Below are 26085 nucleotides of genomic sequence, written 5' to 3'. Positions count from 1 at the left end.
CCCCCCCCCGGCCGCGCCCCCCCCCCCCCGCCCCCCCCGGCCCCCCCCGCGCCCCCGCCCCCCCCCCCCGCCCGCCGCCCCCCCCCCCCCCCCCCCCCCCCCCCCCCCCCCCCCCCCCCCACCACGGTTTTCGCAGCCGGTCCGCTGGTGCCGTGGCGGTGGCCTGCTGGGTGACGCATTCGTGCGCCTGCATCACACCAGTCTGGCCCTTACCGCCTGCACCGCCGCACCCGAGTGCGACACGCTGCGACTTGGTGTGCCGTGCTGCCGTGGTGTTCCACTGGCGTGCCCCGCATCACTCACACGGTCGGCTCGTGCCTGGTGAGCCAGACCGTGGTGTCCGGGGGAAGGTGGTCCGTCACCTCGGTGGAGGCGGCCAGCAGCTGAGTGCTGGGTGGGAGGGGGATCGGCTCGGTGCCCAGGTTGGTGATCACCTCGATGGGACCGTTGCTGAAGTGCAGGACGTGGTCGGGGGAGGGCGTCCAGCGGAAGTCACCCGCTCCGAGCCGGTAGTGGCGGCGCAGGGTCAGCAGGCGGTGGTAGAGGCGCAGCGTCGAGTCGGAGCGGCCGAGCTGCGCGGATGCCGCGTAGGTGCCGTAGTAGGAGGGCTGGGGGAGCCAGGTCTCGGGGCTGTCGCTGAAGCCGAAGGCGGTTCCCTGGTCCGTCCACGGCAGCGGTACCCGGCAGCCGTCGCGTCCGCGGATGCGGTGTCCTGAGCGTTCCCAGACCGGGTCCTGGCGGGCCGAGTCGGGGAGGTCGGTCGCCTCGGGCAGGCCGAGTTCTTCGCCCTGGTAGAGGTAGGCTGAGCCGGGCAGCGCGAGCATGAGCGCGGTCGCCGCCCTCGCGCGGCGCAGTCCCAGGGGACGGTCGGGCTGGGGGTCGTCGGTGCCTACGCCGTGCTCCAGCGCGACGGGGCCGTCATAGCCGAAGCGGCTGGCGTGGCGCATCACGTCGTGGTTGGACAGCACCCAGGTGGTGGGAGCGCCGACCGCGTCATTCGCGGTCAGGGATTCGTCGATGACGGTGCGCAGGGCGGCCGGCTGCCAGGGTGTCTCCAGGAAGCGGAAGTTGAAGGCCTGGTGCATCTCGTCGGTGCGGATGATGCGGGCGGCACGCTCGGGCGGCAACCAGGCCTCGGCGCACAGGATGCGGCGGCCGTCGTAGGTGTCCAGCAGGCGGCGCCAGCTCCGGAAGATGTCGTGGATGCCCTCCTGGTCCCACATCGGTGGCATCACGCCGTCGACCGGCTCGATGACACCGTGGGTCGGATGCGGCCAGTCGGGCAGGCCGGGGGCCTTGACGAGGGCGTCGCAGACGTCGACCCGGAACCCGTCGGCTCCCCGGTCGAGCCAGAAGCGGAGCGTCTGCTCGAAGTCCTCCCGCACGGCGGGGTTGTCCCAGTTCCAGTCGGGCTGGCCGGGGTCGAACAGATGGAGGTACCACTGTCCCGGGCTGCCGTCGGCTTCGGTGATCCTGGTCCACGCGGGACCCTCGAACATGGACGTCCAGTCGTTCGGCGGCAGGGAGCCGTCCGGTCCGCGGCCGTCGCGGAAGTGGAACAGGGCCCGCTCGTCGCTGCCGGGCGCGGCGGCAAGCGCTGCCCGGAACGCGGGGTGTTCCGCCGAGCAGTGGTTCGGTACGAGGTCGACGATGACGCGGATGCCCAGGTCGTGGGCGCGGGCCAGCAGGGCGTCGAAGTCGGCGAGGGTGCCGTAGCGCGGGTCGACCGCGCGATAGTCGGCGACGTCGTAGCCACCGTCGCGTTGCGGTGAGGGGTAGAACGGCGAGAGCCACAGGGCGTCGACGCCGAGGTCCGCCAGGTGGTCGAGGCGTGCGGTGATGCCGGGCAGGTCGCCCGTGCCGTCGCCGTTGCTGTCGGCGAAGGAGCGCGGGTAGATCTGGTAGATGACGGCGGTGCGCCACCAGTCGTCGTCCGCCGCGAGGCCGGTGGGAGCGGAGGCCGGGGCGGGCTTGGTGTCGGCTGTCGTCATAGCAGCGGGCTCTCCTGGGCGTAGAGGTCGGTTCGGCGGTCGCCGAGCAGGTCGTTGTGCGGGGAGAGGGCCTTCTCCCGGGAAAGGTGGAGGAAGAGGTCGGTGACGACCCGGTGTCCCGTCCCGGTCGCGGCCGCGGTGATCCAGCCGTACTGGTTGATGACGGCCGTGCCCTGCGTCCACTGCTGTCCGCGCTCGGTGCCGCTGCGGTCCGCGCAGGCGATGTAGAGGCCGTTGGCCCGCGCGGCTGCCTGGGCCTGGATGATCTCCGCGGGGCGTTCGCCGGTCGGATGGTCCTCCAGCGGCCAGTTGGTGGGCACGGCGATCAGATCGGCGCCCGCCATGGCCAGTCGGCGGGGCATCTCCGGGAACTCCATGTCGTAGCAGATCAGTACGCCGATGCGGCCGTGGGGCGTGCTGACCACCGGGGCCATCCGCTCGCCGGGGGTGAAGAAGAGCGTCTCCCGGTCCCACAGATGCGTCTTGCGGTAGACGGCCCGCACCCCGCCGGCGTCGACGACGGCGGCGCTGTTGTACAGCGTGTCGCCCCCGTCTTCGCAGAAGCCCAGCACGAGGACGGTGTCGGTACCGGCCAGCATGGCCCTGAGATCGGCGAAGAAGGGATCGTCGGCGCCGATCGCGGTGCGCCGGGCCTCCTCGGCGTCGGCGAAGACGTAGCCGGACGTGGTCAGCTCGGGCAGGACGACGATGTCGGCCCGGTCGGACAGGGCACGCCGTACGGCGTCACGGACCAGTTCCTTGTTGTGGTTGAGGTCGCCGACGCGCGGCGCCAGTTGCTCGCACACCACGCGGGCGACGCCACCGTCCTGGGGGAGGCTGGGCGTCATTTCACGGCTCCTTCGGTCAGGCCGCTGATCAGGCGCCGCTGGAGGAAGACGTACGCCAGCAGGACCGGGAGGGCGACCAGGACGGCGGCCGCCGCGGTCACGGCCGGGTCGCTGGAGCGGGCGGCTCCGGAGAAGAAGGAGAGCGCGAGGGGCACGGTCTGCACCGAGGCGTTGTCGGGCACGAGGATGAGCGCCAGCAGGAACTCGTTCCACGTGAACAGGAAGAGCACCGTGCTCAGGGTGGTGACCGCGGGCCCGGCGACGGGCAGCACGACCAGGCGCAGGGATTGCAGCCGGCTCGTGCCGTCGATGCGCGCCGCCTCCAGCAGTTCCGCGGGGAAGGAGGCGAAGAACGACCGCATCCACAGCACGCCCAGCGGTACCGACAGGGCGATCTGGGGCAGGATCAGCGCCCAGTAGGTGTCGACGAGGTGCCAGCCGGTGAGCAGCTCGTACAGGGGCAGCACCGTCACCTCGTAGGGCAGGACGAGCCCCACGAGCAGCAGGCCCACGATGATTCTGCCGCCGGGCACCCGCATGGTGGAGAGCGCGTAACCGGCCAGGCTGGCGAGGATCACGGTGACCACGACGACGGTGACGGACACCAGGGCGCTCGACAGCAGTGCGGACCCGAAACGGCCCTCGGTCCACGCCGTGGAGTAGCTGGCGAAGGACACCCCGCCGGAGGAGCCGGCCACGCCGTGCAGCGAGGAGACGAGGATCGACGCCAGGGGGAAGACGGCGACGACGGAGGCGAGGACGAGCAGGGCGTGCGTGGCGATGCTCTCGCTACGGGCGATCCTCATGACTGCACCTTCCTTCCCGGCCTGCCCGGCCTGGCGAGCCGGCGGCGTGAGCCGTCGCGCTCACGCAGCGCCAGCTGCACGGCCACCACGACGACGAGGATCACTACGGTCAGCACGATGGCCAGTGCGGAGGCCCGGCCGAGCATGCGGTTGTTGAACGCGTCCTGGTAGACGTAGAGGCTGGGGACGGTCGTGGAGGTGCCGGGGCCGCCCCGGGTGGTGTTCCAGACGAGGTCGAAGTTGCGCAGCGCGAAGGTGATCGTGAGAATCAGCGCGATCGAGATCTGCGGGCGCAGGGCGGGCAGCGTGATGGCGAAGAACTCCCGCACCGGCCCGGCACCGTCCAGGCGGGCCGCCTCGTAGGTGGAGCGGTCGATGGAGACGATGCCGCTGAGGAAGAGCACCATGCACAGCCCGTACTCCACCCAGGTCCCGATCACGCCGATCGACGGCAGGGCGGTCTGGAAGTCGCCCAGCCAGCTCGTGGCGAACCGGCCCAGGCCTACGGCTCTCAGCACCGAGTTGGCCGGGCCGTCCTCGGCGAGCAGGTTCCGCCAGGCGACGGCGACGACGACGCTGGAGAGGATCTGCGGCAGGAACAGCACCGCCCGGAAGACGGTCAGTCCGTACACGCGGATCCGGGACATGGCACCGGCCAGCAGCAGGCCGGCGCAGACGGGCAGGACGGAGTAGAAGAACAGCAGGACCAGAGAGTGCAGCAGCGCGGCACGCAGCCCGCTGTCGGTGAAGACGGCTGTGTAGTTGCCCCAGCCGACCGGCGTGCCCACCGTCAGGCCGTCGTAGGCGTAGAACGAGTACCACACGGACACGCCGATGGGATACAGGACGAAGACGGCGAAGAAGGCCAGGGCAGGTGCCACGTACAGCAGGGAGGACCAGGAATAGGCGGGCAGGGCGGGCAGACGGCGGTGTGGCCGGCGGTCGCTGCCGGTGCCGGACGTGGGCGCCGCGGGGGCGGCGGTGCCGGGGCCTGTGGTGGGGGCCGCGGTGCTCATCGCGTCCGCCTCGCCTTCAGCCAGGCGTCCTGGACCGCCTTGGTGAAGTCGGCGCCGCTGGTACGGCCGGCCATGACCTCCTGGAGCTTGCCGCCCATGACAGTGAGCATGTCGGTGGCGCTCCAGTCGTAGTAGCCGACCTGGGTGCCGGCGGCGATCGTGCGCTTCAGCGCGTCGAGGGTCTGGTTCTGGAGGCTGTTGGTTCCCTTCACGCCGTCGGTGACGACGGGCAGCCGGCCGGTGTCCAGTATCTCCTGCCCGGTTCTCGGGGTGTGCAGGGCCGCGAGGAAGGCGACCGCGGCGGGCGTCACCTTGGAGGAGGCGGCGATGTGCCAGGGCGAAGCGGTGGCTCCGGCTCCGCCGCTTGTCAGCGCCCCGAAGCCGAATTTCGCCGGGTCGAGCGTGGCGCCGTTCCACGAGCCGCCGACGAAGAAGACGCCCGAGCCCTTGGCGAAGCGGGTGATGGCGTCCTCGTTGCTCAGGCCGTCGTAGCCGGAGCCGAAGTAGCCCTTCTTCGCCCAGTCGGCCATCGTGTCGGCGGCCTTTTCGGTGCCGGCGGTCACGAAGGTCGTCCCCGTCCTGCCGCCGATCCAGTCGCGGATCGCGGCCGGCCTCTGCTCGGTGACGGCGAGGTCGGAGAGGATGTGGGTGGCGGCGTACTGGTCGCTGTTGCCCAGCATGATCGGCTGCTTGCCGGCCTTCTTGACGACCGGCAGCGCCCTTTCGAGGTCCTTGAGGGAGCGGGGCGGTCTCAGGCCCAGCTCCTTGAGCAGGGCCTTGTTGTAGTAGATGCCCTGGACCTCGCTGATCGGCGACATGCCGTAGAGGTTCCCGCTGCCGAAGGCGGTGCCCGAGCCGTTCCAGCGGGCGGGCGCCAGGGTGCTCGCGCCGGTGCCCGTGATCCAGTTGTAGGCGGCCGCCACGTCGTCCAGCGGTCGCACCAGCTTGGCCTTGACCAGCGCCCCGTCCACCGCGTAGCCGATGTTGCCCTGGAACAGGTCGGGCGGGTTGCTGCCGGAGGCGGCGTTGACGACGGTGGCGATCAGGTCGTCGAAGCTCTTGTAGGTGATGTCGACCTTGACGTTCGGGTACTTCTTCTCGAAGGCCGGGATCACCGACTTCATCAGCGGTTTCTCCGCCTGGTCCGCCCACATGCGCAGGGTGACGTCGCCGAGGGCGGCGACCTGGGCGGTGGTGACCGGGTCGGTGACGGCGATCTGGCTCCCGGCGACGGCGGACTTCCCCGACCCCGGCGGGCTGCACCCGGCGCAGGCGAGGACGGCGGCCAGTGCGACGGCTGCGGCGGCGCCCGGGATGAACCGGGAGGAGCCCGCTCCTTCACGACGACGTGGGGACTTCATGTGGTGCACCGGTTCTCTGTGCGGCTTGCTTGGCTCGGATCTTCTGGGGGCGTGGCTGCGGTGTGTCCGGCGGAGGGTCTCAGCGCGTCCGCCGGACCGGTCGCTTACTTCCCGCGCGGCGTCAGCCGGCGTAGGTACGCAGGCGGAGGGTGGCCGTGGCCTGGTGGGCCGCCATGCCCTCGCTGGCGGAGATGACCTCCACGGCCTCGGCGAGCAGCGGTGTGGCCTCACGGGTGACGCGCTGGTAGGTGAGCGGCTTGAGGTAACGGGAGACGGACAGTCCGGCACTGTGCTTGGCACCGCCCGCGGTCGGCAGGGTGTGGTTCGTGCCGGCCATGCCCTTGTCCGAGTAGGCCACCGTGCTCCAGTGACCGAGGAAGAGGGAGCCGTAGTTGCGCAGCGCGTCGTGGTACCAGTCGTCCTCGCCGGTGTGCACCTCCAGGTGCTCGGGGGCGAGTTCGTCCATGACCGCGACTGCGTCCTCCCGCGTGCCCACCAGGATCACCGATCCGTAGTCCCGCCAGGCGGGACCGCAGATGTCCCGGGTGGACAGCGTGAGCAGCTGGCGCTCGACCGCGGCGATGACGTCCCGTCCCAGCCGTTCGGAGGTGGTGACCAGCGCGGCCGGCGAGGTGGGGCCGTGCTCGGCCTGGCCGAGCAGGTCCGCCGCGACGGCCTCGGCGTCGGCCGTCTCGTCGGCGATGACGGCGACCTCGGAGGGCCCGGCGAGCAGGTCGATGGCGACCGTGCCGAACAGCTGGCGCTTGGCCTCGGCCACGTAGGCGTTGCCGGCACCGACGATCATGTCGACGGGCGGGTGACCCAGCAGGCCGAAGGCCATGGCGGCCAGAGCCTGCACTCCGCCGACGACGAAGAGGTGATCGATCCCCGACAGGTGGGCCGCGTAGGTGACGGCGTCGTTGGCGCGGCCGTCCGGCTGGGGCGGCGTGCACCCGAGCACCGCCGGGACGCCCGCGGCCTTGGCCACGCCCACCGTCATGAAAGCGCTGGCCGTGAGCGGGAAGCGGCCCGCCGGCAGATACGCGCCGACCGCTCCCACCGGCACGTACCGCTGCCCGACCACCAGGCCGGGGGCTATCTCCTCCTCGAAGTCGGTCAGATGCGCGCGCTGGAGCGCGGCGAAGCGCTGGGTGCGCTCGGCGCCCAGTTCGATCGCCTCCCGCAGCTCCTTCGGCAGCCGGTCGCCGCTGCGGGCCACCTCCGCCGCGCCGAGTTCGACCGCGCCGTCGGGCTGGCCGTCGAGGGTGCTCGCGTAACGTCGGATCGCGTCGACACCGTGGCGTTCGATGTCCGTGAGCATCCGGCTGACGGTGGCGATCACCTCAGGGTCGCGCTGGGCCGGCGGAGCGTCCACTCCGGGGGCCTTGAGCAGGGTGAAGCGGTCAGCGAAAGCGGTGGTGAAGCGAGGGCTCAGTTTCATAGGGGAGAGCCTGATGCAGCGTTTGCCCTAGGACAACCCCGAATCATCCTCGACGCTGCATAGGGTCGCCCTATGGCACCATGGCGGGCATGGCGTCCCCATCCGCTCCCGCGATCACCCTCAACCAACTGCGCGCCTTCCTCGCCTCCGCGCGGCTGGGCTCCTTCTCCGCCGCCGCGGCCGAGCTGCAGACGACGCAGCCCTCGGTCTCGGAACTGATCAAACGCATGGAGGATCACTACCGGGTGCCGTTGTTCACCCGAGGGCCGCGACGGCTGGTCCTGACCGCCGCGGGCGAGGAACTCCTGCCCTACGCCCAGCAGGCGACCGAGGCGGCCGAAGGCGCCGACCGGGCCCTGCGGTCACTGACCTCCCTCGACGGCGGTGTGGCCACCTTCGGGCTGCTGCGCAACGCGGACTACTACTTCCTGTCCGAGCTGCTGGACAACTTCCATGCCCGTCACCCCAAGGTGCGGCTGCGGATCGTCGGCCTCAATTCCGTGGAGGTCGCGGAAGCCGTCACGGCCGGTGACCTGGAAGCCGGGCTGGTGGTCCTTCCCATCGACGCCGAGGGCCTCGACGTCACGCCCCTCATGCGCGACGAGGTCGTCTACGTCTCCGCGGACCCGCAGCGCACGACGCGGCCGGTCACCATGGCCGACCTCGCGGAGGCGAAGCTCATCCTGTACGACGCCCACTACGGCTGGCGGGACCCGACACGGCGTCAACTCGCCGAGCGCGCCCAGGTGGAGGGCGTCACCCTGTCCGCGGTCATCGAGGTCGAGCACGTCGAATCCGCTCTGCACATCGTGGCCCGGGGGGCGGGTGACACCATCGTCTCCCGCGCGGTCGCGCGCAGCCGCGGCTTCCCGGAGAACCTCCACACCGTCGGATTCGCCGAACCGCTGTACGACACCATCGCCGTGGTCCGACGGCAGGGGACCGTACTGTCACCCGCCACCCGGGAGATCACCCGGCTCGCCCGCCGTATGCTGCTCGCGCATTGAGCGGCCCGGAGGTGTCCGAGAGACGACCTGTGGACGTGATCGGAGTCTTCGACGGGCGGTCCGCCCACCGCCCCAGGGCGCGGGCGGACCCTCGTGTCGTCCCCAGGGACCTCAAGCGGCGGGCGGCGGGACGAGGGTGTTGCCGCTGGTGCGGCCGGCCAGGTAGTCCGCCACGTTGGCCACGGTCGTCTCGGCGATCTGCCGCACCGCCTCCTGGGTGAAGTACGCCTGGTGCGAGGTGATGAGCACGTTGTTGAAGGTCATCGGCCGAGCGAGGCGTTCGTCGGTCATCACCTCCAGCGACTTGTCGAGGAAGAACACGCCGGCCTCCTCCTCGTACACGTCGAGGCCGACACCACTCAGCCGCCCCGCCCGCAGGGTCTCCAGCAGGGCGTCCGTGTCCACGAGACCACCCCGGCTGGAGTTGACCAGGATCGCGTCGTCCTTCATCGACGCCAGAGCGCGGGCGTCCGCCTGGAGTTCGTGAGCCCGAGTGCGGCGGGCCGTTGTGCTTGTCGTGCAAGATGATGTACAGCCCGATGTCTGGTCGGCGGAATGGGAAGAGCTGCTGGTGCGGATCGGCCACCGGTTCGGCCGGGTGGATCTGCGGCGGCGGATGCGGGCCTACGTGCACGGCCTGCTCGGACCGGTAGGTCGCAAGAACAGCCGGCAGATGGCCGAGCACGCCGGTCACCGCACCCCCGCCGGACTGCAGCACCTGCTGAGCCGGGCCCGCTGGGATCCCGACGAGATCCGCGATGACCTGCAGGAATACGTCGCTGAGAGACTCAGGGACCCGGCAGGAGTGCTGATCGTCGACGACACCGGGTTCATCAAGAAAGGCACGGTCTCGGCCGGGGTGCAGCGGCAGTACTCCGGCACGGCCGGGGCTTGTATCTCAGGCGGCGTTGGTGGGAGGGTGGACCATGACCGTGCGCCCACCCGTCATCGCCTTACGGGCCAAGTTCGATCGGATCCTGCCGCATCTCGACGAGCGCCGCCGTCGGCTCTACCTAGCCAGCGAGGCCGCGGCCATCGGCCACGGCGGGATCACTCTGGTTGCTGCCGCCTCCGGGACCAGTTCCGCCACCATCGCGCGTGGCGTCACCGAGTTGGCCGGGGACCCGGTCCCGACCCGGAGGGTCCGGGCTGCGGGAGCTGGCCGCAAGCCGTTGACCGTCACCGACCCCGGCCTGCTGCCGGCGCTGGAGACGCTGATCGAGCCGCAGACCCGGGGTGATCCCGTCTCCCCGCTGCGATGGACCACCTTGTCGCTGAGGGCCCTGGCCTCGACTCTGACGTCACAGGGCCATCCGGTCAGTGCCCCAACCGTCGGGCGCCTGTTGCACGGCCTCGGCTACAGCCTGCAGGGCACCGTCAAGACCACCGAGGGCGCCAGCCATCCGGACCGCGACGCCCAGTTCGCCCACCTGAACGCCACGGCCACCGCCTTCCTTGACGACGGCCAGCCGGTGATCAGCGTCGACACCAAGGCCAAGGAATGGCTCGGCAACCGAGACCGGCCCGGTCGCACCTGGCGGCCGGGCAAGGACCCGATCAAAGTCGACTGCCACATGGCCTACTACCTCGCGCTGGCCGCCGCCTCTCGCTGACGCACCTGCGGCGCACCGGCCATGCACTGAACTGGTCCCGCTGGCGCCGCCGTCACCAGGCCACCGCCCGCCGCTGCCACTACCGCCGCCGCACCCGGGGGGCACGAACTCCAGGCACCTGACGGTACATCAACCAAGTACACTCACAAACACGCTCCTGACCAGCAGGAATAGCGAACTCCAACTGGAGTAACGAAGCGAGTTGGGTAGCCCGATCAAATAGCGGGGGGCCGCAAGTTTTCCATACGGCCCCCCGCTATGAGGGACTCCCCTCTTGCACGTCTAGGTGATTGCTACGAATGCCGCCCCCTCAGTGAGAATTTGTCTCACCAATTGGCGGTGGTGCTCCTTGCGAGACGGATCTGCAGCCTCAAGGACCATATGGCGGTCCTGATCTTCAGGCGCTGACCAAGGCTCGTGGACTTCGCCAGCCGCTCCCTCGGTTCCTGCATCTGCTGCTGTCTGAGATCACGGCTCGCATGGCCGGGGTCGATGAATGCGGCCACTCCGGACCCCTCCCTTCGGCATTCCCGACGATGATGCATACCGGTGACGCCAACGCCGGAAGTACCGGTTCGTGTATCGGTGACTGACGTACGCCCAGGCGTCCAGCCCAATGGCGCCGCCCACGGCAGGAGTGGGAGATACCCCGCCTCCCGCTGAACTACGACCGGGCCGTCCTCGCCGGCGCGGTGGTCCGGGAGAAGCTGCGCACCACCACCGCCACCGCCGTGCGGGGCCGGGCGTACGACGTCGTCGCCCACCAGCAGGCGGCGATGCCCGAGCTGCTGCTTGCGCCCGAGTCGGCCGACCCCGAGCACGACGACCAGGAGCAGGAGCCCGGCCGCCGCGAGGCGATGGACCTGACGGCGCTGCGGGCCCTGCGGGAATCCCGCACGGACGTGGAAGCCCTCGATCTCACCGCCGAACGACTGCGCCACCTCGGGGAGGCATTCACCGCGGCGGCCGGCCGGGCCCGCACCACGATGAACCGCTACGCGCGCCGCGACGACGCCGAGACGCCGCACCCGGTGCGCGAGGACGACCAGCAGGCGAACCACCCACAGCAACCCGGACCGCACCGAGGCCGGGAAGCCGGCCACTGAGCGCGCCCGATGGCGCGCCCCCGGTGCGGTGGTGCGCACTGACGATGCCCCGCCTCCCGGGCCTCGGTGAACTGCATGATCGCCACCAGCGCCAGCCGATCCGGGCGACCACGCTGGCTTCCCCCTGCTCGGGTACAGCCCAGCCAAGTCCGCATCCAACAACAGCTCGCCGAACTCATCACGGACCAGCATCGCCAGGCTGCCCTTCGGGAACGCAGCCCGCGGCGCCCGGACCGTCTCCTCAGGAACCCCGTCGATCTGCCTGGCGTGCAATGACACCGACACCCTCCCCAGGCAGAACGTCGGCCTTCACGACCACAACGGGTCATGAGGGCTGTCGTCACATGAACCCCGGTTACTGCGCCGTTCCTCCTCGGCCGTGCCACTGCGCCAGGAGCGTCAACTTCGCCGGTGGCTGATTCACTCTGAGCAGGGACAACCGCAAAGGATCAACGAGGGCTTTCGGCCATGACGGGGTGGGCTGGCGGGAGTGGAGAGGCAGATGTGGCGCCTGTGGCTGCCTTGGTCTCCTGCAGGAAACGGCGTGGGGGAGTGGTTCCGGGGACGGATTCCGCAAACGTGCCTCGCGGGATCGACTGAACCCCTCCCATCGTCACTTTACGTGTTCATTCGGATGCGATGCGCTACGGGATGCTTCGGCTTCGCTACGGCGCGCAGTGTGCGGCCGGCCAGCGGCGCATTCCAGAAGCATCGACTCAAGGGGAAGAACCATGACCACACCTCCCGCTGCTCCGCTCCGCGTCGCCCTGGTCAACGGCAGCTTCGAGCAGCCCGCCGTGACCAGTGTGGAAATCCTGCCGGACGCCTCACAGACGCAGGCGGCCAAACGGGTCCCCGGCTGGCTCACCACCGCCTCCGACCACAGGATCGAGCTGTGGCATTCGGGCTACAACGGTGTCCCGGCAGCCGACGGCGCCCAGTTCGCCGAGCTCAACGCCTACGAGGTCTCCACGCTCTACCAGGACCTGCCGACGACGCCCGGTACGAAGCTGTACTGGCGGCTGTACCACCGCGGCCGCCAGGGGGACGACACCATGGCGCTGGACATCGGCGCGCCGGGCTCCACGGTGGAGCAAAGGCGCTTCACCGACGGCAACACCGCCTGGGGCTACTACACCGGTACCTACACCGTCCCGGCAGGCCAGACGACGACGCGCTTCGCCTTCCGTTCCATCTCCGCCGCCGGCGGCAACCCCAGCGTCGGCAACTTCCTGGACGGCATCTTCTTCGGCACCGCCCCCTACGTGGAACTCGCCAAGACCGCCATTCCCGCCGGGCCGCTGGAGGTGGGCGACGTCGTCACCTACCGCATCACCGCCAAGAACGAAGGCGGCGGCGGGGCCGAGAACCTCATCCTGAGCGACGTCATCCCGCCGGGCACGACGTATCTGCCCGGCTCCCTGCGCATCGTCGACGGCCCGAACGCCGGAGCGAAGAGCGACGCCCGTGGTGACGACCAGGCGTACTACGACGCCGCGGCGAACAAGGTCGTCTTCCATCTCGGCAACGGCGCTTCCGCCGCGGACGGGGGCAGCCTGCCCAGCACCGAGACCCTGCCGGCAGGAACCACGGTGGAGTACCGGGCCGTCATCGACCGGGCCAGCGGCGGCAAACAGATCAGCAACACCGCAACCGCCTCCTACGAGAACCGGCTCGGTGACACGCCGGAGCCCTTGACGTCCACCTCCAACGAGCAGATCACACAGGTCAAGCCGGCCGCCGACCTGACCGTGACGAAGGCAGCCGACGCCACCACCGTCACCGTCGGCCAGACCGTGACCTACCGCATCGCCGTCCACAACGCCGGCCCGAACGACGCCACCGGCGTCACCGTCACCGACCAGCTCCCCGACGGCCTCACCTTCCTGTCCGCCAAAGGTGCCGGAAGCTACGACCCGGCCACCGGGCAGTGGACCGTGGGCGACGTGGCCGACGGCGCCACCGCCACCCTCGTACTGCGGGCCAAGGCCACCACGGCCGGACTGACCAGCAACACCGCCACCGCCACCGCCAACGAGAAGGACCCCGACACCACCAACAACACCGACACCGTCAGCGTCTGCGTCGAACCGGCCCCCTCCTGCTGCGACCCCTGCGCCAGCAAGGAATAACCCCCAGCCCATCGCCGCGAAGGCCACTGCCGACAACTACTCCCGGCCCACCCCTGCGGAGGTACACGGCCGGGAGTAGGGCCCCGGAGCCCTACTCCCGGGCCAGCAGAACCGTCATCCCACACTCAGGGTTTTCCGACCGGCTCATCCTGCTGCAGCGAGTCCGTGAACCCGTCCCAGCTCGCGTGGCAACCCTTCGGACCGCCAAGGAGAACACAGCGGCCGGATTCGCCAACAGTGTCCTCAACTCAGGTCAAGGAGACGCACCGCCTCCACCGTCTCCACCCGGGCCCACTCCACCGCACCGCGTCCACCCGGTGCTCCCGCGCGTCGGCCGCACCAACGCACATCGCCCACCGAGTGGAGGCGCACTACCGCACCAGTGCGGACCGGGTGGGTGCGCACCACCGCACCGGTGCGCACCCACCCGGTGCGGTGGTGCGGTCAGCGCTGCAGAGCCACCACGTTCTCCACCACCGCACCGGCCCGCGCCACCTGTTCATCGCGCAGCTCCTGCAGAGTCCGGACGGCGTCCGTCGGTGCGTCGGCGAGGACCTGGCCTACGAAGTGCGCGATGGCGCGGGCGATCCCCGGCGCGGCGGCCGCGGGGCGTGCGTGGCCCACTCGCGGATCGCCATCAGGTAGATGACGTCGACCTCGTCCAGGACGAAGGAGTCGGCGCAGGGGTCGGTGTCGTCGGACAGTGCGGTCACGGGGAGGACGACCAGCTCCGCGATGCCCGGCAGCAGTCCCGGGTAACTGCTCCACCTCGGGCGCGAGCCGCGCGGCCTGGACGTCGTCTCCGGCCTCCACGGCCAGGACGTAGTCGAAGCCGAGCTGGACCAGGTGCGGGGGCAGCGAGGGAACGATGGGCAGCTCCTGACGTACGGGCGCCGTGCCGATCACGGCGACGTCCCAGCAGGGTCGGCCCGTCAGCCTGTGGACAGAGGACAGAGAACTGGTGACCGTGCACAGAAGCGCCGGACTCCTCCGAAGAACCTGGTTCGAGGCTGCGCGCACAGTGAGACTGGTAGCCAGCCATGGCGGCTTGCCCGCAGAGTGTGTCGGCCGCCGAACCTCAATGGTCCGTCATCGTTCGAGGAGTTCAGATGCGTCTACGCAAGCACGCGATAGCCGCCGTGTTGATGAGCACCGCGGTCTTCACGGCCCTCGCTCCCCAGGCCATCACCGCCCCCATGCCCTGGAAGACCAACAAGACCCCCACAACCACCGCCCATCACGTCCCTTCCACAGCGGCCAGCGACAGCGGCACGGTCACCGTGCTGTGCGGGGCCCCTTGCTTCGAGTAGGCGGCCACCACCGGGGACCTCAAAGCGAGGAGGGCTCGGCGACTTCGCGTTCCCGGGCCCGTCCTTGGCGGTCGGTGTCGCTGCGGATGACGCGGAACCGGTCGGTCTCGGGGGAGGGCCACCCGGACGAGTCCGGCGTGTTGGCAAGAGCCGGGTCTGGCCACCATCAGAAGAGCCCGGCCCGGCGCCGCGCCGGGAGGGGGAGAGAAAGGTTCATCCGAACGGGCCGGACTTGACCGAAGCCGAGTCCATCACCGACGGCATCGCCCTGCGCGACCGCATCCTGCACCTGTACACGAGACTGCGCGCGGACATCCTGCCCACCGCCAGCCCGGACCTACAGCGCTACCTGCACTGCGTCGAGAACGTCGTCTCCGGGAACATCTACTTCGGCACGCACGCCCTGCGCTACTACGCCCCCGGAGGCGGGCCGCAGGTGACCGTGTCCGAACACGCGCCGCCAGGAACGTGCCTCACGGCCCCTCCGTACCCGGCTATCTCCTGGTGGTGGGAAGAGCTCAGCGGGACGGCTGGGCGCGGGTCTATCTGATGAGGTAGAGGAGCAGATGGTCTGAGACGTTCTCGACGTCGCGGCCAGCAACCCGTGGGGCTTCCCGCAGTGGGACGCCGACGACCCCGTTTGATGGTCGCGTTGCCCGGTGCCGCACCGCTGAAGCTGATCACCGCATCGACGATCCTGCCGGCGCTCACCTACGGCCTGACGATCGTTCTCTATCTGGCGGTGCGCCGACGGCTGGATCGCAGGAAGGGCGCGTTCAACCTCGGCCGCTTCGAGCTGCCGGTCGCGATCTGCGCGCTGGTGTGGTCGGTCATCTCGCTGTTCGTGCTGGTGGCGCCCGCGGAGGCGCTCATCCCCGTCCTGATCGTGGTCGGGCTGATTTTCGCCGGCGGGCTGTTCTTCCTGGGCCTGCTGGTCTTCAACCGCGAGGCACTGGAGACCGAACCCTCAGGCGTACACGTCAACCAGCCCTGAGCTTTTCGCGTATGTCCGGCACCACACCTTCCCTGGTGTCCGCCCCCACCCACCCGGATCACGGGCGGCTGCAGGGCGAATTTCGCCAGGGAGCGTCCCCTCGGTGCCGGCGGCGCGTGCCGAGCTGCGGCAGCTGGCCCGCACCCGGGGTGCAGCACGGGCTGCATGAGTGCCAGGCACTGACCGCGATTACCGCGGTGAGTAGGCCTCGACCGTCATGCGCGGGGCCCGCAGCCAGGTGTCAGGCTCGCTGTGCCCTGGCGAACTGCATGCTGGCGGCCTGGCGATCGTCAGGCCGCCAGGCCGTGTCAGCCGGTGCATCGAGCGACCGAATCGTACCCCGGTCCGGCCGCTGCCGGGTGGATGGTCTACAGGCCGCCCGACTTGGCCGTGTCGGACAGAAGATCAACTACGCGGCGCTGGCCGAACCACCCGCCGACGCCGTCGACCTCACCCAGCCTTCGACCCGCCAACTTCCAGGAGAATCCGCGTGATTGAAAAACTGCAAGCTCACTACGGGTTCGAGCGCATGCCCTTCGGCCGCAACCTGGCGCCCGGCATGCTCCACCGGCACGACTCCCACAACCAGGCCGTCGCCCGCATCTCCTGGTGCATCGCCGAACGCTCCATCGGCGTGGTCACCGGCGAGGTCGGCGCCGGCAAGACCGTCTCCGTCCGCACCTGCCTGAACACCCTCGACCCGTCGAAGTACACCGTCGTCTACATCCCCAACCCGATGATCGGCGTCCGCGGCATCCACGAGGAGATCGTCAACGCCTTCGGCCAGACCCCCTCCCACCTCGGGTCCCGCCTGACCGTCCAGACCGGCAAGGCCCTGCTGTCCGAGCGGGAGGAACGCGGACGCACCCCCGTCCTCGTCATCGACGAGGCCCACCTGATGTCCTACGAACAGCTGGAGACCGTCCGCATGCTCACCAACCAGGGCATGGACCAGGACTCCCCGCTGTCCTGCCTGCTCGTCGGCCAGCCCACCCTCAGACGCACCATGAAACTCGCCGTCCTGGCCGCACTCGAACAGCGCACCGCCCTGCGCTACACCATGCCGGGCATGACCTCGACCGAGACGACCAGCTACGTCACCCACCACCTGAAGATCGCCGGGCGCCCGGACCAACTGTTCACCGAGGACGCCCTCACGCTGATCCACACGACCTCGCGCGGCTACCCCAGAGCGGTCAACAACCTCTCCCTGCAGGCCCTGGTCGCCGCGTTCGCCACCGGCAAGAACCTCGTCGACGAGGCCGCCGCCCGCGCCGCAGTGAGCGAGGTGGTCGGCGACCGAGTCACCCGCTGGGCCGCCCCGGAGGAGCAATGAGGACAGCCGATGGCCTAAATTCTTCCTACGGTCGGTCCATGACCACTTCGTCGCAAAACCCAGCCCCGTCTCTTCCAGACGAACACGGTGAGCTGCTGCATGCACTCGCGGAACAGCGGGCGTTACTGCTGATCACCATGCGCGACATCACCGACGCCCAGGCCGCAGAACACACGACGGTGAGCGCGCTCACCCTGGGCGGCATTCTCAAGCACCTCACCCGGGGTGAGCAGGTCTGGACGCAGATCATGGTCAAGGGAGACGGAGAACTGCCGGAGGGCATGCTCGACCTGGACCAATACCGCATGGTCGAAGGCGAGACGCTCGCTGGGCTGCTGGAGCAGTACACAACCGCTGCTCAGACGACTGAGGAGTCCGTGGCCGCCCTGCCGGACCTCGGCCAGAGCGTTCCCCTCCCCAAGACCCCATGGTCCCCACCAGAGCCCGTCCACTGGTCTGCACGCCGGATCCTGCTGCACTTGATCAGGGAGACAGCCCAGCATGCCGGACACGCGGACATCATCCGGGAAGCACTCGATGGGGCCAGCACCACCGCTCAACGGTGACCGCCCATAGCTGACGATCTCAAGGAGTCTCAACACAACCGGCACCATGCCGAAGAAAACGACACCTTGCCGACAGCCGCCCCGCCGGGATCCCCACCGGCGGGGCTTCACCATCACAGTCCATCGGCATCGTGAACGCCGCCTTCGTCGGCATTTTCAACGCCGGGCAGCAAACAGGGCCGCATGAGTGCTTTCAACGGTGTCGGGGAGCGCCTCGCCATCCCCTTGGGCTACCTCATCACCGCTCTTGCGGCCCACTCATGGAGCAGCCAGGCAGTGCTGTTGACCTGTGCAGGAATGATTGCTGCTGCGACCGTCCTGAACCTCTGCGTGCCGGATGTGTACCGCATCAACCGCCTGTCACCAGACGATCAGCCGACAGCCGCAAACGGTCATCGCACGGTAGAGCGGGCGTAGCGGCCACCACGACGGCGCCGGGCTTATATCGTCCTAGATGCGAACTGTCCGACACACCAGCGTGAAGCCACCCCTGTCGTGTGCGCCTGCGCCCTTCTGTGATCCTCAGGCGCGAGAAGGATGGCGGCCGGCCAGGTAGTCGGACCAGTTCTCGCTGGACAAGGCTGCGAAGCGTTTCGCAGTTCTCGGCTGGATGCCGATCAGGTCGGAGATCAGCACCGGTGGCATGTCGGCGAGTGCTTGCACCATGGCGGTGTTCCGGGCTGCGCGAGTGGGCAGGTTGTAGCGCTTGAGTTTGTCAGCCAGTCCGGCGTTGGTATTCGGCCAGCCCGGCGGCGACTTGGTCGTAGGCCGCGCCCCACTGGGCGTCGTCGACGTAGCTCTGCCCCAGGGCCCTGAACGCGGCCGCGTCCGGCGTCCACATCCGGCAGATGCCCCGTGCGCCGACAAACCCAAGGCCACAGCAGTGCATTGAGTGATCGTTTCTGTATAACTGCGGTGCATCAGACGCCGGAGAGGGGGGAATCGTGCATGGCGCGCACATGCCCGTCATCCCACGGAAGAAACTCCTCTTTTGTGTGCTTGTAGGGGCGGAGTAAGGGCATCTGGTGGCCAGGAGGTTGATAACGATGGTTCCATTGCTTCTGGTTCTTCTTCTGGCTCTGATCCTCTTCGGTGCGGGCTTCGCATTGAAGGCGCTGTGGTGGATCGCGGTGATCGTGCTGATCGTGTGGGTGCTGGGCTTCGTCGTCCGGTCCGCGGACGGCACAGGCCGCAAGGGCCGCTGGTACCGCTGGTAGACACAGATCCTCAGCGTGAGGAGCGCTACCTGTAGCGGAGCATGACGTGGGGCCCGGCCGGACAGGCCGGGCCCCACGTCATGCAAGAGGCGCATCCCCGCTAAGACGGAGCGGATAGATCGGGCGTACCGGGCGCATCAGAGGGTACGTGGGTCATGCACCGGCCCCGCAGAAGCAGCAGTGGAACCCTGCGCCTCCTCATTTCTGCGGGGCTGCTGCACGAGCCCCGGTTGAACGCCCGCCGCGCGACGAAACGCCAGCCTGTTTACCGCCAGGAGAGCCTGCGGCGCCCGGTGCTGCGCGAAGACGCAGCAGCAGGCGCTACTTGAACCAGTAGCGGACGCCGTGATGGTGGGAGCAGGTGCCCTGCGAGTGCCGCGAGTACGACGGGGAAGCGTCCTTGCACTTCGCGGTCTCGTACTTGTTCGCGGGCTTCTTGTGGTGCGTCCAGCCGCACACCCCGGTGGTGTGGTGGATGCAGTGGTGCGCGGTGTTGGTGGACGACAGCGTCGCCGCGGAAGCGGACGGCGCGCTGAAGAAGACGCCAGCGGCGGCGACAACCACAGCGCAGGCAGCAAGACGAGTGCGCAAACGATCCCCCCTTTTTTTGAAGCTGAGCAAGTGCAGCGGGAGCCTATAGCGCTCTCAACTGCCTCCTCGGGTGACTTTGCACCTCCTTACCCTGGGTTCGGGCCGGGTGGGGCGGGTCAGGGGGGGGAGGGCGTCGCGGAGGGTGGGATAGCAGTCGATGATCGTGTCGAGTTCCACGATGCACGCCCTGGACCTTCCCCGCTTCGGCTCCCCGCCACGCGTCGTCATCGACATGCGGCAGGTCACCTTCATGGGCTCCACCGGCATCAACCTGCTGGCGGAGGGGCTGGGCGGTGTCGTGGTCGATCTCCCCGGCCAGGGTCAGCACGTGGATGCCGTCGGTGGCGGTGGCTGTGACTGACAGGGGGCCGGGCTCGTGGGCTTTGTCGGAGTCCGCCACGCTTGCCTTGGCACTGTCGGTGATACTTACGGACCGGTTCTCCCGGCAGGCTGATCTGCATCCTACGTGCAGCGCCTGTGCGGGTTGGGCCAGACAGGTCGGACCGGGGCGTGGGGGATGGGCCGGTGGGTAGACGCCGGGGGTGAAGGGTGAGGGCCTTGGTGGAATCAGTTCCTGTGGGTGAGGACGGTGCTGTGCCGGAGGCTGAGCCGGTCCGGACGGCGGTCGCTCTGCAGGGCGACGACGGCTGTATCGCCGAGGCCCGTGGGGTGGCTGCCTCGTTTCTGGCCGGTGTGCAGGCGGAGCACGGGCTGCCGGTGTCGGACCGTGCGATGGATCTGACCCGGCTGGTGGTGAGCGAGCTGGTCACCAATGCCCGCAAGTACGCGCCGGGCCCGGTGCTGATGGAGCTGCGGATCGCCGGGGACCTGGTCGAGGTGAGCGTGTGGGACGGTGAACCGGTGCTGCCGGTGCCGCGGGCGGCGGATCCGGGCCGGGTGGGGCAGCACGGCCTGGAGATCGTGATGGCCGTGGCCCAGAGTTTCGAGGTGGTGCGCGAACCGGTGGGCAAACGCATCACCGTCCGCATCGCCCTGCCGGACGACCCGGGCGGCAGCATCACCGGACGCACGCCCCTGTAGGCGGGGGGCCGGCCGGCTGTCCGTGTATGGCCAGGGGGCGTGGCGGGCGAGAGCGGCGTGCAGTGCGCTCTGGAGCGGGTGGGGCAGGGCGGCGCCCAGGCCGTGCTCGATGATCTTTTCGGCGACGGCGGACAGTTTGGTGTTGGTGTGCTGCAAGATCTCCCGCAGCACGGTGAACCCCTCGCCGGGCGGTATGCCGGCCAGGACGGTCAGGACGCCGATGGCCTGGTGGAGGACCGCGTGTGAGGCGAGCGCCTGCTGGAGGTGTCGGTTCTCATCCCGCAGACGCGCTAGCTCGTTCAGCAGTTCGTCGTACGGCGGCACGACCGGCTCATCCAGGTGGGAAGAGACGGCAGCGATCACCGGACCTGGCAGCGGACGGGGCGTGGAAGACACCATTTCTTCGCCTGCCCGGCGTGACCTCTCAGCATTCTCGCGAGCGCTGTACGTCACCACACAGGCAGCCAGGTGCCGCGGACAGCCCTCCCGGCCCCACACCTGGCGCTGGCCGGCCGTGTACCTGCCCGGCACCCACCCGTATCCGACATCCCGCCACCAGGCGGGCGGCGCCCTGACCGTCCGTGTCACCGCTGTCGAGGGAGGCTGCAGATGAATGGTGCTGGACGGATCACGACCCTGGTCGCCCGCGACGGCGGGGTGCACTCGGTGGGAGTCTTCGGCGAGCTCGACACCTTCACCGGCGATGAGCTGGTCACGGTTGTCCGGCAGTGCCTTGAGCAGCAGCCCGTTCGCCTGGCGGTGGACCTGTCCCGCGGTGTCGTTCTGCGACGGGGCAGGAGTCAGGGCTCTGATAACGATGAGGGAACTGGCTGCTCAGGCCGGGACGCAGTTCGTCCTGACGGGCCTGCGAGCGCCCACCCTCATCCGGGTGCTGGAGATCACGGGATGCGACGTACTGTTCGGGCTGCGCCAACGCCCGGCAGCACACCCCGACTCGTCGGCCTGCTGACCGGGACACCAGGCCAGTAGCTGTGAGGCCCAGGGACAGGAAAACAAGTAGCAGGCCAGCCGATTAGTCACGAATCGCGAAGGATCGTCCCCTCGGTGACGTATCCGGTTCCCGAATATTCAAGTATGAATAGCAAGGGTTCGGGTGTATATGTTCGTTCGGGCGCCCGCCGGCATGAGGGACACGGAAGGCGGCGTGCTCGTGGGCCCCCTGCACGGCGGTGCATCGGGGGCCCGGTCCGAAAGCCGCCGCCCCGGCCGCCCGCTGCGAGTCTCTTCCTCGGATCTCGTCCGGTGCGGATGGTGGCTTCGCGGCCGAGGCGACAGCTGCCCTGCAGGCAAAGGAGCGCGCCCATTTTCCGTTGTGTGCATGACCTGCAGATGCCGGGGTAGGCGCGCTGCCGTCAGCCCGTGACAGGCCGGCATCATGCAGGGATAGGGGAGGGAAGCATCATGACGACAGTGACTGCGGCGAAGACGGACACGAACGTAACCGGTCTGCCGGAGGTCGCCGACCCGTCCCAGGTTGCGCCGAAGGACGCCCGGCAGCTGACACGTCTGTTCTTCGACCAGCTAGCCGTCCTCGAGGAGGGCACCCCCGAGTACCAGTACGCGCGGAACACGCTGATCGAGATGAACATGTCCCTGGTCCGCTTCGCGGCCGGCCGGTTCCGCAGCCGCGGGCCGGAGGAGATGGAGGACATCGTCCAGGTCGGCATGATCGGGCTGATCAAGGCGATCGACCGGTTCGACCTCACGAGGGAGGTGGAGTTCACCTCCTTCGCCATCCCCTACATCGTGGGGGAGATCAAGCGGTTCTTCCGCGACACAACCTGGGCCGTGCACGTGCCGCGCCGACTGCAGGAGGCCCGCGTCCAGCTCGCTCGCGCCACCGAAGAACTGCGCAGCCGCCTGGGCCGCACGCCGACGGTGAAGGAACTGTCGGAGCTGATGTGCCTGCCCGAGGACGGAGTCCGCGAGGCCCGCCTGGCCTCCAACGGCTACAACTCCACCTCCCTGGACGCCGCCATCAGCAGCAGCGAGGACGGCGAGACGGCCCTGGCCGACTTCATCGGCACCGACGACCAGGCTCTCGAACTCGTGGAGGACTTCCACGCCCTCGCCCCGATGATCGCCGCACTCGACGAACGGGACCGGCAGATCATCCACATGCGGTTCGTGGATGAACTCACCCAGGCCCAGATCGGCGAACGCCTCGGCGTCTCCCAGATGCACGTCTCCCGCCTGCTTTCACGCTGCCTGGCCCGCCTACGCGAAGGCATGCTCACCACCCGCTGACAGCGCCACACGCCCGGCCCCAGTCGCCCGACCCGTAGCTGTTCCCTCACACACATGCCATCACAGTGAGACAAATCGCCACTGAAGGCGCACAGTGAAGACACACCGGTCATTGGCGGTATCGACGCGCTGAAGTACAGGCGGCTTTCACGTCGACCAGACGTATCTGCGGCTCGCCACGTACCGGGCGGCGAATGCCACGCTGATCGAGCACCAGGCGGCCATCCCGCTTGCCCAGGCGTGGGGCGGCGGGCTGGTCGCCTCAGTCGACGGGATGCGGTTCGTCGTCCCCGTGCCCAGCGTGTACGCGCGGCCGAACCCGAAGTACTTCGGACATCGGGGCGGCGCCACCTGGCTCAACATGATCAACGATCAGGCGGCAGGGCTCGGCGGGAAGGTCGTGGCCGGCACCCCGCGCGACTCGCTGTACGTGCTGGACGTCCTCTACGACCGCGACGGCGGCAAGCGCCCGGAGATGATCGTCACCGACACCGCCGCGTACAGCGACATCGTCTTCGGACTGCTCACGCTCGCCGGGTTCGCGTACGCCCCGCAACTCGCGGACCTGCCAGACCAGAAGATGTGGCGCATCAACCGCACCGCCGACTACGGCGCCTTCCAGGACGCCGCCCGGGGCCGGATCGACCTCAGCAGGATCGAGCGGCACTGGGAGGACATCCTGCGGATCATCGGCTCCATCCACACCGGAGCTGTCCGCGCCTACGACGTCATCCGCATGCTGTCCCGGGACGGGCGCCCCACCCCGCTCGGCGACGCGATCGCGCACTACGGACGGATCGCCAAGACCCTGCACATCCTGCGCTTGGCCGACGAGCCCGGCTACCGCCGGCAGATCAAGGCGCAGGCCAACCTCCAGGAGGGCCGCCACTCCCTGGCCCGGAAGATCTTCCACGGACGGGCCGGACAGCTCTACCAGCGCTACCAGGACGGTATGGAGGACCAGATCGGCGTGCTCGGACTGGTCCTCAACGCCCTTGTGCTGTTCACCATGAGGTACATGGACGCGGCGGTAACTCAGCTGCGGGCGACGGCTTCGACGTCCGCGACGAGGACGTGGCGCGCCTCTCGCCGTTCGTACGGCACCACGTCAACATGCTCGGCCGGTACTCGTTCCAGCTGCCCGACCTGCCTGGCGGCCTGCGCCCGCCGCGGGCCCCCGATACCACCGATGATGCGTAGGAAGGTGCATCAGCATTCTCGGTAACGGAATTGGTCGTGCGGCTTGGGCTTCGGGGCAAACCGGGCACGGGGACAGTGGTGGACCTGGCTCAGATGCCGGTTCCCGGGCTCTGGCTGCCCGCGGCGGTGTCATCGGTGCCGGTCTCGGTCGGCGGCGCTTCGACGGGGAAGAGGATCGGGCTGATCAGGTACTGCGTTCGGTCGGGTGATGGCTCGTTGGCCAGGTGTGGGGCGATCGCCTCCCGCATCCCGTCAATCATCCCGTGCAGTTCCCCAGGGCTGAGCCAGACGGCATGCTGCCGGTAGCCGACCAGGTCGGCTACCGGGTCGGCCGTGTCGCGGTCGAGATACGCGGTAAATTCGGCAGTCAGGACCGCCAGAGCGGCGGCGAACGCGCTGCGATGGTCGTCGAGCGAGAGTGAATTGGCCGTGTCTGTGGTGATCCCCGCGCGGTCGCGGCGCAGCCGGTAGCGACGCTCGACCGCGCCGCGCACGCGCCGCTCCAGGGCGACTTCCAGGACCCCGCCGGCTGCGAGCAGGTCGACGTGCCGGTAGACCGTGGCCTTCGAGACGTCCCGGATGCGGTCGCATAGCTCGGCGGTGGTCAGTTCCCTGCCGCCGCGCATCGCATGAACCACTCGCAACCGCACCGGGTGGGCCAAGAGTTCGAAAGCATCCATCCCGCAATGATCTCATGCCGTGCTACTGTTCGCATACATTGAGAAAGGTTGTGATGGGATGCCTGACGGCGCCGCGACAGAGTCCATGACCGGCTCAGAACTCGCTTGGATGCCACCGCCCTATGCCGAGCCCGGCCGCTTCAGCGAGCATGAGGTCACCGTCGGCACCGGCCCATTCGCGGTGTCAGGCACGGTGAGTGTCCCTCGCAGGCAGGCTCCCGGCCCCGGCGTGGTGCTCCTCGCCGGTGGTGGGCCGTTCGACCGCGACGAGACCAGCGGGCCGAACAAACCGCTCAAGGACCTGGCCTGGGGGCTCGCCAGCCGCGGGACGACGGTGCTGCGCTTCGACAAGGCGACATACGCCCACCGCGATGTGGCCGCGGCATCGGACCTGACGATGACGCAGGAATACGTGCCGCATGCCGTCGACGCGGTCGACCTGCTCCGTAGCCACCGCTCGGTGGACCCCGAGCGGGTCTTCGTCCTCGGCCACAGCATGGGCGGCAAGGTTGCCCCCGCCGTCGCCGTCGCCGCACCCACGGTGGCGGGCCTGGTGATCATGGCCGGTGACACGCAGCCGATGCACCACGCCGCTGTCCGCGTCGTCAGCTACCTCGCCGCCGTGCTTCCCGACCAGGTCCCACCCGCGGTCATCGAGACCTTCCAGCGGCAGGCCGCCCTGGTCGACAGCGCGGAGCTCACGCCCTCGACTCCCGCAGCGGATCTGCCGTTCGGCCTGTCCGCGCCGTACTGGCTCGAACTGCGTGACTACGACCCGGTCGCGATCGCGGCCGGACTCAGCAAGCCGATGCTCATCCTCCAAGGAGGACGCGACTACCAGGTCACCGTCGCCAACGACCTCGTGCGATGGCGGACGGGCCTGGCCGGCCGCCCGGAAGCCGATATCCGTGTCTACGAAGCCGACAACCACCTGTTCTTCCCCGGCGCAGGACCATCCACCCCCGCCGAATACGGAACTCCGCAGCATGTCGACCCCGCCGTCATCGCCGACATCGCCCACTGGCTGAAGTCACGGCCAGGGATGAGCGTTCGCGCCGCCTGTTAACCATCGGTCGGCAGCCCCGCTCGCCCTCGCGACAGCGCCGACAGGCCGGGTACCGCCGAACTCAACGCCTGCCGTCGCTCGGCGCGAGCAAACTCGTGACCTCGGCGATCGCCTCTGCGGAAGCTCCCTGGCGGACGGCCGCCGCCGACTGCCAGGCACCGCCGAGACCGGCGGTGCCGAGCGAGCCGGAGAGCAGGCCGATACGGGCCGCGCGGACCGTGTGTCCGTCCGCGGGGGTGTTCTCTCTGACGTTCTTCACACAAGGTCCTGAGGAGACCCGCCGGGGCGGGTGGCGGGTGGGGGCGGGATGCCGGGCAGAGGGCGGGTGCGGGCGGGGCCCTCGGAGTCCGCCCGCACGACCCGCCGCCCGCGAGGGCCGCACTCCTCGCGGGCGGCGGGGTGTCTCAGGCCGCGGTGTCCAGTACGACGCGGAAGCGGGCCTGGCCCGAGAGCATCCGCTCGTATCCCTGCATGGCCTGGGTGAAGGGCACGACC

General features: G+C 69.3%; 29 protein-coding genes and 4 pseudogenes. 19 read left to right on the top strand and 14 right to left on the bottom strand.

Annotation, left to right across the window (positions count from 1 at the left end):
- Positions 1 to 299: 299 nt before the first annotated feature.
- The 6 genes from ACGFRF_RS41185 to hisD form a co-directional block, all read right to left on the bottom strand.
- On the bottom strand, positions 300 to 1991 hold the full coding sequence (locus tag ACGFRF_RS41185; RefSeq protein ID WP_393749202.1) for a glycoside hydrolase family 13 protein: 1692 nt from the start codon (positions 1989 to 1991) through the stop codon (positions 300 to 302).
- On the bottom strand, positions 1988 to 2839 hold the full coding sequence (locus ACGFRF_RS41180) for a nitrilase-related carbon-nitrogen hydrolase (RefSeq protein WP_393749200.1): 852 nt from the start codon (positions 2837 to 2839) through the stop codon (positions 1988 to 1990). The genes ACGFRF_RS41185 and ACGFRF_RS41180 overlap by 4 nt, the downstream gene beginning before the upstream one ends.
- Entirely contained in the window at positions 2836 to 3645 is an 810-nt protein-coding gene (locus ACGFRF_RS41175; RefSeq protein ID WP_393749198.1) for a carbohydrate ABC transporter permease, read from the bottom strand. Before ACGFRF_RS41175 ends, ACGFRF_RS41180 begins: the two co-directional genes overlap by 4 nt.
- Entirely contained in the window at positions 3642 to 4661 is a 1020-nt protein-coding gene (locus ACGFRF_RS41170) for a carbohydrate ABC transporter permease (protein WP_393749196.1), read from the bottom strand. Before ACGFRF_RS41170 ends, ACGFRF_RS41175 begins: the two co-directional genes overlap by 4 nt.
- Positions 4658 to 6022, bottom strand: coding sequence for an ABC transporter substrate-binding protein (locus ACGFRF_RS41165; RefSeq protein ID WP_393749194.1), 1365 nt, complete (start codon positions 6020 to 6022; stop codon positions 4658 to 4660). The genes ACGFRF_RS41170 and ACGFRF_RS41165 overlap by 4 nt, the downstream gene beginning before the upstream one ends.
- 121 nt (positions 6023 to 6143) lie before the next feature.
- Entirely contained in the window at positions 6144 to 7463 is a 1320-nt protein-coding gene (gene hisD, locus ACGFRF_RS41160) for a histidinol dehydrogenase (RefSeq protein WP_393749192.1), read from the bottom strand.
- Between the two features lie 89 nt (positions 7464 to 7552).
- Between hisD and ACGFRF_RS41155 the strand changes: the two genes are divergently transcribed.
- Complete coding sequence (locus tag ACGFRF_RS41155) at positions 7553 to 8470, top strand: LysR family transcriptional regulator (RefSeq protein WP_393749190.1); 918 nt, start codon at positions 7553 to 7555, stop codon at positions 8468 to 8470.
- 111 nt (positions 8471 to 8581) lie between these two features.
- On the opposite strand, the gene ACGFRF_RS41150 is transcribed toward ACGFRF_RS41155, so the two are convergent.
- Positions 8582 to 9049 carry an NAD(P)-dependent oxidoreductase gene (locus ACGFRF_RS41150; RefSeq protein WP_393749204.1) on the bottom strand — a complete coding sequence of 156 codons (468 nt, stop codon included), beginning with the start codon at positions 9047 to 9049 and terminating at the stop codon, positions 8582 to 8584.
- On the opposite strand from ACGFRF_RS41150, the pseudogene ACGFRF_RS41145 reads away from it, so the two are divergent.
- The 4 genes and pseudogenes from ACGFRF_RS41145 to ACGFRF_RS41130 form a co-directional block, all read left to right on the top strand.
- Positions 8988 to 9359, top strand: a pseudogene (locus ACGFRF_RS41145) (transposase); the annotation flags it as partial. The gene ACGFRF_RS41150 and the pseudogene ACGFRF_RS41145 sit on opposite strands and share 62 nt — an antisense overlap.
- A gap of 37 nt (positions 9360 to 9396) precedes the next feature.
- Positions 9397 to 10044 (top strand): annotated as a pseudogene (locus ACGFRF_RS41140) (ISAzo13 family transposase); the annotation flags it as partial.
- 731 nt (positions 10045 to 10775) lie between these two features.
- Positions 10776 to 11189, top strand: coding sequence for a hypothetical protein (locus tag ACGFRF_RS41135; protein ID WP_393749188.1), 414 nt, complete (start codon positions 10776 to 10778; stop codon positions 11187 to 11189).
- Between the two features lie 731 nt (positions 11190 to 11920).
- Positions 11921 to 13321, top strand: coding sequence for an isopeptide-forming domain-containing fimbrial protein (locus ACGFRF_RS41130; RefSeq protein ID WP_393749186.1), 1401 nt, complete (start codon positions 11921 to 11923; stop codon positions 13319 to 13321).
- Between the two features lie 444 nt (positions 13322 to 13765).
- On the opposite strand, the gene ACGFRF_RS41125 is transcribed toward ACGFRF_RS41130, so the two are convergent.
- Positions 13766 to 13945: a hypothetical protein gene (locus tag ACGFRF_RS41125; RefSeq protein WP_393749184.1), complete on the bottom strand. Its 180-nt coding sequence runs from the start codon at positions 13943 to 13945 to the stop codon at positions 13766 to 13768.
- Between the two features lie 485 nt (positions 13946 to 14430).
- On the opposite strand from ACGFRF_RS41125, the gene ACGFRF_RS41120 reads away from it, so the two are divergent.
- The 6 genes from ACGFRF_RS41120 to ACGFRF_RS41095 all read left to right on the top strand — a co-directional run bounded on the left by ACGFRF_RS41120 (position 14431) and on the right by ACGFRF_RS41095 (position 17944).
- Positions 14431 to 14631, top strand: a complete 201-nt coding sequence (locus ACGFRF_RS41120; RefSeq protein WP_393749182.1) for a hypothetical protein — start codon at positions 14431 to 14433, stop codon at positions 14629 to 14631.
- A 232-nt stretch (positions 14632 to 14863) separates the two neighbouring features.
- Positions 14864 to 15181, top strand: coding sequence for a hypothetical protein (locus tag ACGFRF_RS41115; RefSeq protein WP_393749180.1), 318 nt, complete (start codon positions 14864 to 14866; stop codon positions 15179 to 15181).
- Positions 15182 to 15283: 102 nt separating this feature from the next.
- The gene (locus ACGFRF_RS41110) at positions 15284 to 15625 is read left to right on the top strand and encodes a hypothetical protein (protein WP_393749178.1); all 342 of its coding nucleotides are present in this window, start codon (positions 15284 to 15286) and stop codon (positions 15623 to 15625) included.
- 490 nt (positions 15626 to 16115) lie between these two features.
- Positions 16116 to 16961 carry an ExeA family protein gene (locus tag ACGFRF_RS41105; protein WP_393749176.1) on the top strand — a complete coding sequence of 282 codons (846 nt, stop codon included), beginning with the start codon at positions 16116 to 16118 and terminating at the stop codon, positions 16959 to 16961.
- Positions 16962 to 16999: 38 nt separating this feature from the next.
- A complete protein-coding gene (locus ACGFRF_RS41100; RefSeq protein ID WP_393749174.1) occupies positions 17000 to 17527 on the top strand; it encodes a DinB family protein in 528 nt (175 codons plus the stop codon).
- Positions 17528 to 17710: 183 nt separating this feature from the next.
- A complete protein-coding gene (locus ACGFRF_RS41095; protein WP_393749172.1) occupies positions 17711 to 17944 on the top strand; it encodes a hypothetical protein in 234 nt (77 codons plus the stop codon).
- Positions 17945 to 18049: 105 nt separating this feature from the next.
- Here the strand turns inward: ACGFRF_RS41095 and ACGFRF_RS41090 are convergent, their stop codons facing one another.
- Positions 18050 to 18193, bottom strand: coding sequence for a hypothetical protein (locus tag ACGFRF_RS41090; RefSeq protein WP_393749170.1), 144 nt, complete (start codon positions 18191 to 18193; stop codon positions 18050 to 18052).
- A gap of 49 nt (positions 18194 to 18242) precedes the next feature.
- Positions 18243 to 18368, bottom strand: a complete 126-nt coding sequence (locus ACGFRF_RS41085) for a TipAS antibiotic-recognition domain-containing protein (protein ID WP_393749168.1) — start codon at positions 18366 to 18368, stop codon at positions 18243 to 18245.
- Positions 18369 to 18573: 205 nt separating this feature from the next.
- On the opposite strand from ACGFRF_RS41085, the gene ACGFRF_RS41080 reads away from it, so the two are divergent.
- The gene (locus ACGFRF_RS41080) at positions 18574 to 18744 is read left to right on the top strand and encodes a hydrophobic protein (RefSeq protein ID WP_393749166.1); all 171 of its coding nucleotides are present in this window, start codon (positions 18574 to 18576) and stop codon (positions 18742 to 18744) included.
- 321 nt (positions 18745 to 19065) lie between these two features.
- On the opposite strand, the gene ACGFRF_RS41075 is transcribed toward ACGFRF_RS41080, so the two are convergent.
- Positions 19066 to 19335 carry a DUF3761 domain-containing protein gene (locus ACGFRF_RS41075; protein WP_393749164.1) on the bottom strand — a complete coding sequence of 90 codons (270 nt, stop codon included), beginning with the start codon at positions 19333 to 19335 and terminating at the stop codon, positions 19066 to 19068.
- A gap of 157 nt (positions 19336 to 19492) precedes the next feature.
- Here ACGFRF_RS41075 and ACGFRF_RS41070 point away from each other — a divergent pair, with 157 nt between their 5' ends.
- The 3 genes from ACGFRF_RS41070 (at position 19493) to ACGFRF_RS41060 (ending at position 20622) form a co-directional block, all read left to right on the top strand.
- Positions 19493 to 19696, top strand: a complete 204-nt coding sequence (locus ACGFRF_RS41070; RefSeq protein WP_393749162.1) for a hypothetical protein — start codon at positions 19493 to 19495, stop codon at positions 19694 to 19696.
- Between the two features lie 233 nt (positions 19697 to 19929).
- On the top strand, positions 19930 to 20376 hold the full coding sequence (locus tag ACGFRF_RS41065) for an ATP-binding protein (protein WP_393749160.1): 447 nt from the start codon (positions 19930 to 19932) through the stop codon (positions 20374 to 20376).
- 39 nt (positions 20377 to 20415) lie between these two features.
- Positions 20416 to 20622, top strand: a complete 207-nt coding sequence (locus ACGFRF_RS41060) for a hypothetical protein (RefSeq protein WP_393749158.1) — start codon at positions 20416 to 20418, stop codon at positions 20620 to 20622.
- Here ACGFRF_RS41060 and ACGFRF_RS41055 read toward each other — a convergent pair.
- Positions 20545 to 20775, bottom strand: a pseudogene (locus tag ACGFRF_RS41055) (hypothetical protein); the annotation flags it as partial. The gene ACGFRF_RS41060 and the pseudogene ACGFRF_RS41055 sit on opposite strands and share 78 nt — an antisense overlap.
- A 418-nt stretch (positions 20776 to 21193) precedes the next feature.
- On the opposite strand from ACGFRF_RS41055, the gene ACGFRF_RS41050 reads away from it, so the two are divergent.
- The 3 genes and pseudogenes from ACGFRF_RS41050 to ACGFRF_RS41040 all read left to right on the top strand — a co-directional run.
- Positions 21194 to 21346, top strand: coding sequence for a hypothetical protein (locus ACGFRF_RS41050; RefSeq protein WP_393749157.1), 153 nt, complete (start codon positions 21194 to 21196; stop codon positions 21344 to 21346).
- A 452-nt stretch (positions 21347 to 21798) separates the two neighbouring features.
- Positions 21799 to 22644, top strand: a complete 846-nt coding sequence (locus ACGFRF_RS41045) for an RNA polymerase sigma factor SigF (protein ID WP_393749155.1) — start codon at positions 21799 to 21801, stop codon at positions 22642 to 22644.
- A gap of 102 nt (positions 22645 to 22746) precedes the next feature.
- Positions 22747 to 23844 (top strand): annotated as a pseudogene (locus ACGFRF_RS41040) (transposase); the annotation flags it as partial.
- A gap of 89 nt (positions 23845 to 23933) precedes the next feature.
- Here the strand turns inward: ACGFRF_RS41040 and ACGFRF_RS41035 are convergent.
- The gene (locus tag ACGFRF_RS41035) at positions 23934 to 24524 is read right to left on the bottom strand and encodes a helix-turn-helix domain-containing protein (RefSeq protein WP_393749153.1); all 591 of its coding nucleotides are present in this window, start codon (positions 24522 to 24524) and stop codon (positions 23934 to 23936) included.
- Between the two features lie 109 nt (positions 24525 to 24633).
- Between ACGFRF_RS41035 and ACGFRF_RS41030 the strand changes: the two genes are divergently transcribed.
- Entirely contained in the window at positions 24634 to 25590 is a 957-nt protein-coding gene (locus ACGFRF_RS41030; protein ID WP_393749151.1) for an alpha/beta hydrolase family protein, read from the top strand.
- Positions 25591 to 25651: 61 nt separating this feature from the next.
- On the opposite strand, the gene ACGFRF_RS41025 is transcribed toward ACGFRF_RS41030, so the two are convergent.
- Entirely contained in the window at positions 25652 to 25849 is a 198-nt protein-coding gene (locus ACGFRF_RS41025; protein WP_393749149.1) for a hypothetical protein, read from the bottom strand.
- Positions 25850 to 26085: the final 236 nt, after the last annotated feature.

The organism is Streptomyces sp. NPDC048521 (assembly GCF_043199855.1).
Classification (GTDB): Bacteria; Actinomycetota; Actinomycetes; order Streptomycetales; family Streptomycetaceae; genus Streptomyces.
This window is presented reverse-complemented; position numbering and strand designations above follow the sequence as displayed.

Excerpts from the sequence above, each read along its gene's own strand:
- ACGFRF_RS41185 (WP_393749202.1), bottom strand. The coding sequence starts at position 1,991 with ATGACGACAGCCGACACCAAGCCCGCCCCGGCCTCCGCTCCCACCGGC.
- ACGFRF_RS41180 (WP_393749200.1), bottom strand. The coding sequence starts at position 2,839 with ATGACGCCCAGCCTCCCCCAGGACGGTGGCGTCGCCCGCGTGGTGTGC.
- ACGFRF_RS41175 (WP_393749198.1), bottom strand. The coding sequence starts at position 3,645 with ATGAGGATCGCCCGTAGCGAGAGCATCGCCACGCACGCCCTGCTCGTC.
- ACGFRF_RS41170 (WP_393749196.1), bottom strand. The coding sequence starts at position 4,661 with ATGAGCACCGCGGCCCCCACCACAGGCCCCGGCACCGCCGCCCCCGCG.
- ACGFRF_RS41165 (WP_393749194.1), bottom strand. The coding sequence starts at position 6,022 with ATGAAGTCCCCACGTCGTCGTGAAGGAGCGGGCTCCTCCCGGTTCATC.
- hisD (WP_393749192.1), bottom strand. The coding sequence starts at position 7,463 with ATGAAACTGAGCCCTCGCTTCACCACCGCTTTCGCTGACCGCTTCACC.
- ACGFRF_RS41155 (WP_393749190.1), top strand. The coding sequence starts at position 7,553 with ATGGCGTCCCCATCCGCTCCCGCGATCACCCTCAACCAACTGCGCGCC.
- ACGFRF_RS41130 (WP_393749186.1), top strand. The coding sequence starts at position 11,921 with ATGACCACACCTCCCGCTGCTCCGCTCCGCGTCGCCCTGGTCAACGGC.
- ACGFRF_RS41120 (WP_393749182.1), top strand. The coding sequence starts at position 14,431 with ATGCGTCTACGCAAGCACGCGATAGCCGCCGTGTTGATGAGCACCGCG.
- ACGFRF_RS41100 (WP_393749174.1), top strand. The coding sequence starts at position 17,000 with ATGACCACTTCGTCGCAAAACCCAGCCCCGTCTCTTCCAGACGAACAC.
- ACGFRF_RS41095 (WP_393749172.1), top strand. The coding sequence starts at position 17,711 with ATGAGTGCTTTCAACGGTGTCGGGGAGCGCCTCGCCATCCCCTTGGGC.
- ACGFRF_RS41090 (WP_393749170.1), bottom strand. The coding sequence starts at position 18,193 with ATGGTGCAAGCACTCGCCGACATGCCACCGGTGCTGATCTCCGACCTG.
- ACGFRF_RS41085 (WP_393749168.1), bottom strand. The coding sequence starts at position 18,368 with ATGTGGACGCCGGACGCGGCCGCGTTCAGGGCCCTGGGGCAGAGCTAC.
- ACGFRF_RS41080 (WP_393749166.1), top strand. The coding sequence starts at position 18,574 with ATGGTTCCATTGCTTCTGGTTCTTCTTCTGGCTCTGATCCTCTTCGGT.
- ACGFRF_RS41070 (WP_393749162.1), top strand. The coding sequence starts at position 19,493 with ATGATCGTGTCGAGTTCCACGATGCACGCCCTGGACCTTCCCCGCTTC.
- ACGFRF_RS41050 (WP_393749157.1), top strand. The coding sequence starts at position 21,194 with ATGAGGGAACTGGCTGCTCAGGCCGGGACGCAGTTCGTCCTGACGGGC.
- ACGFRF_RS41045 (WP_393749155.1), top strand. The coding sequence starts at position 21,799 with ATGACGACAGTGACTGCGGCGAAGACGGACACGAACGTAACCGGTCTG.
- ACGFRF_RS41035 (WP_393749153.1), bottom strand. The coding sequence starts at position 24,524 with ATGGATGCTTTCGAACTCTTGGCCCACCCGGTGCGGTTGCGAGTGGTT.
- ACGFRF_RS41030 (WP_393749151.1), top strand. The coding sequence starts at position 24,634 with ATGCCACCGCCCTATGCCGAGCCCGGCCGCTTCAGCGAGCATGAGGTC.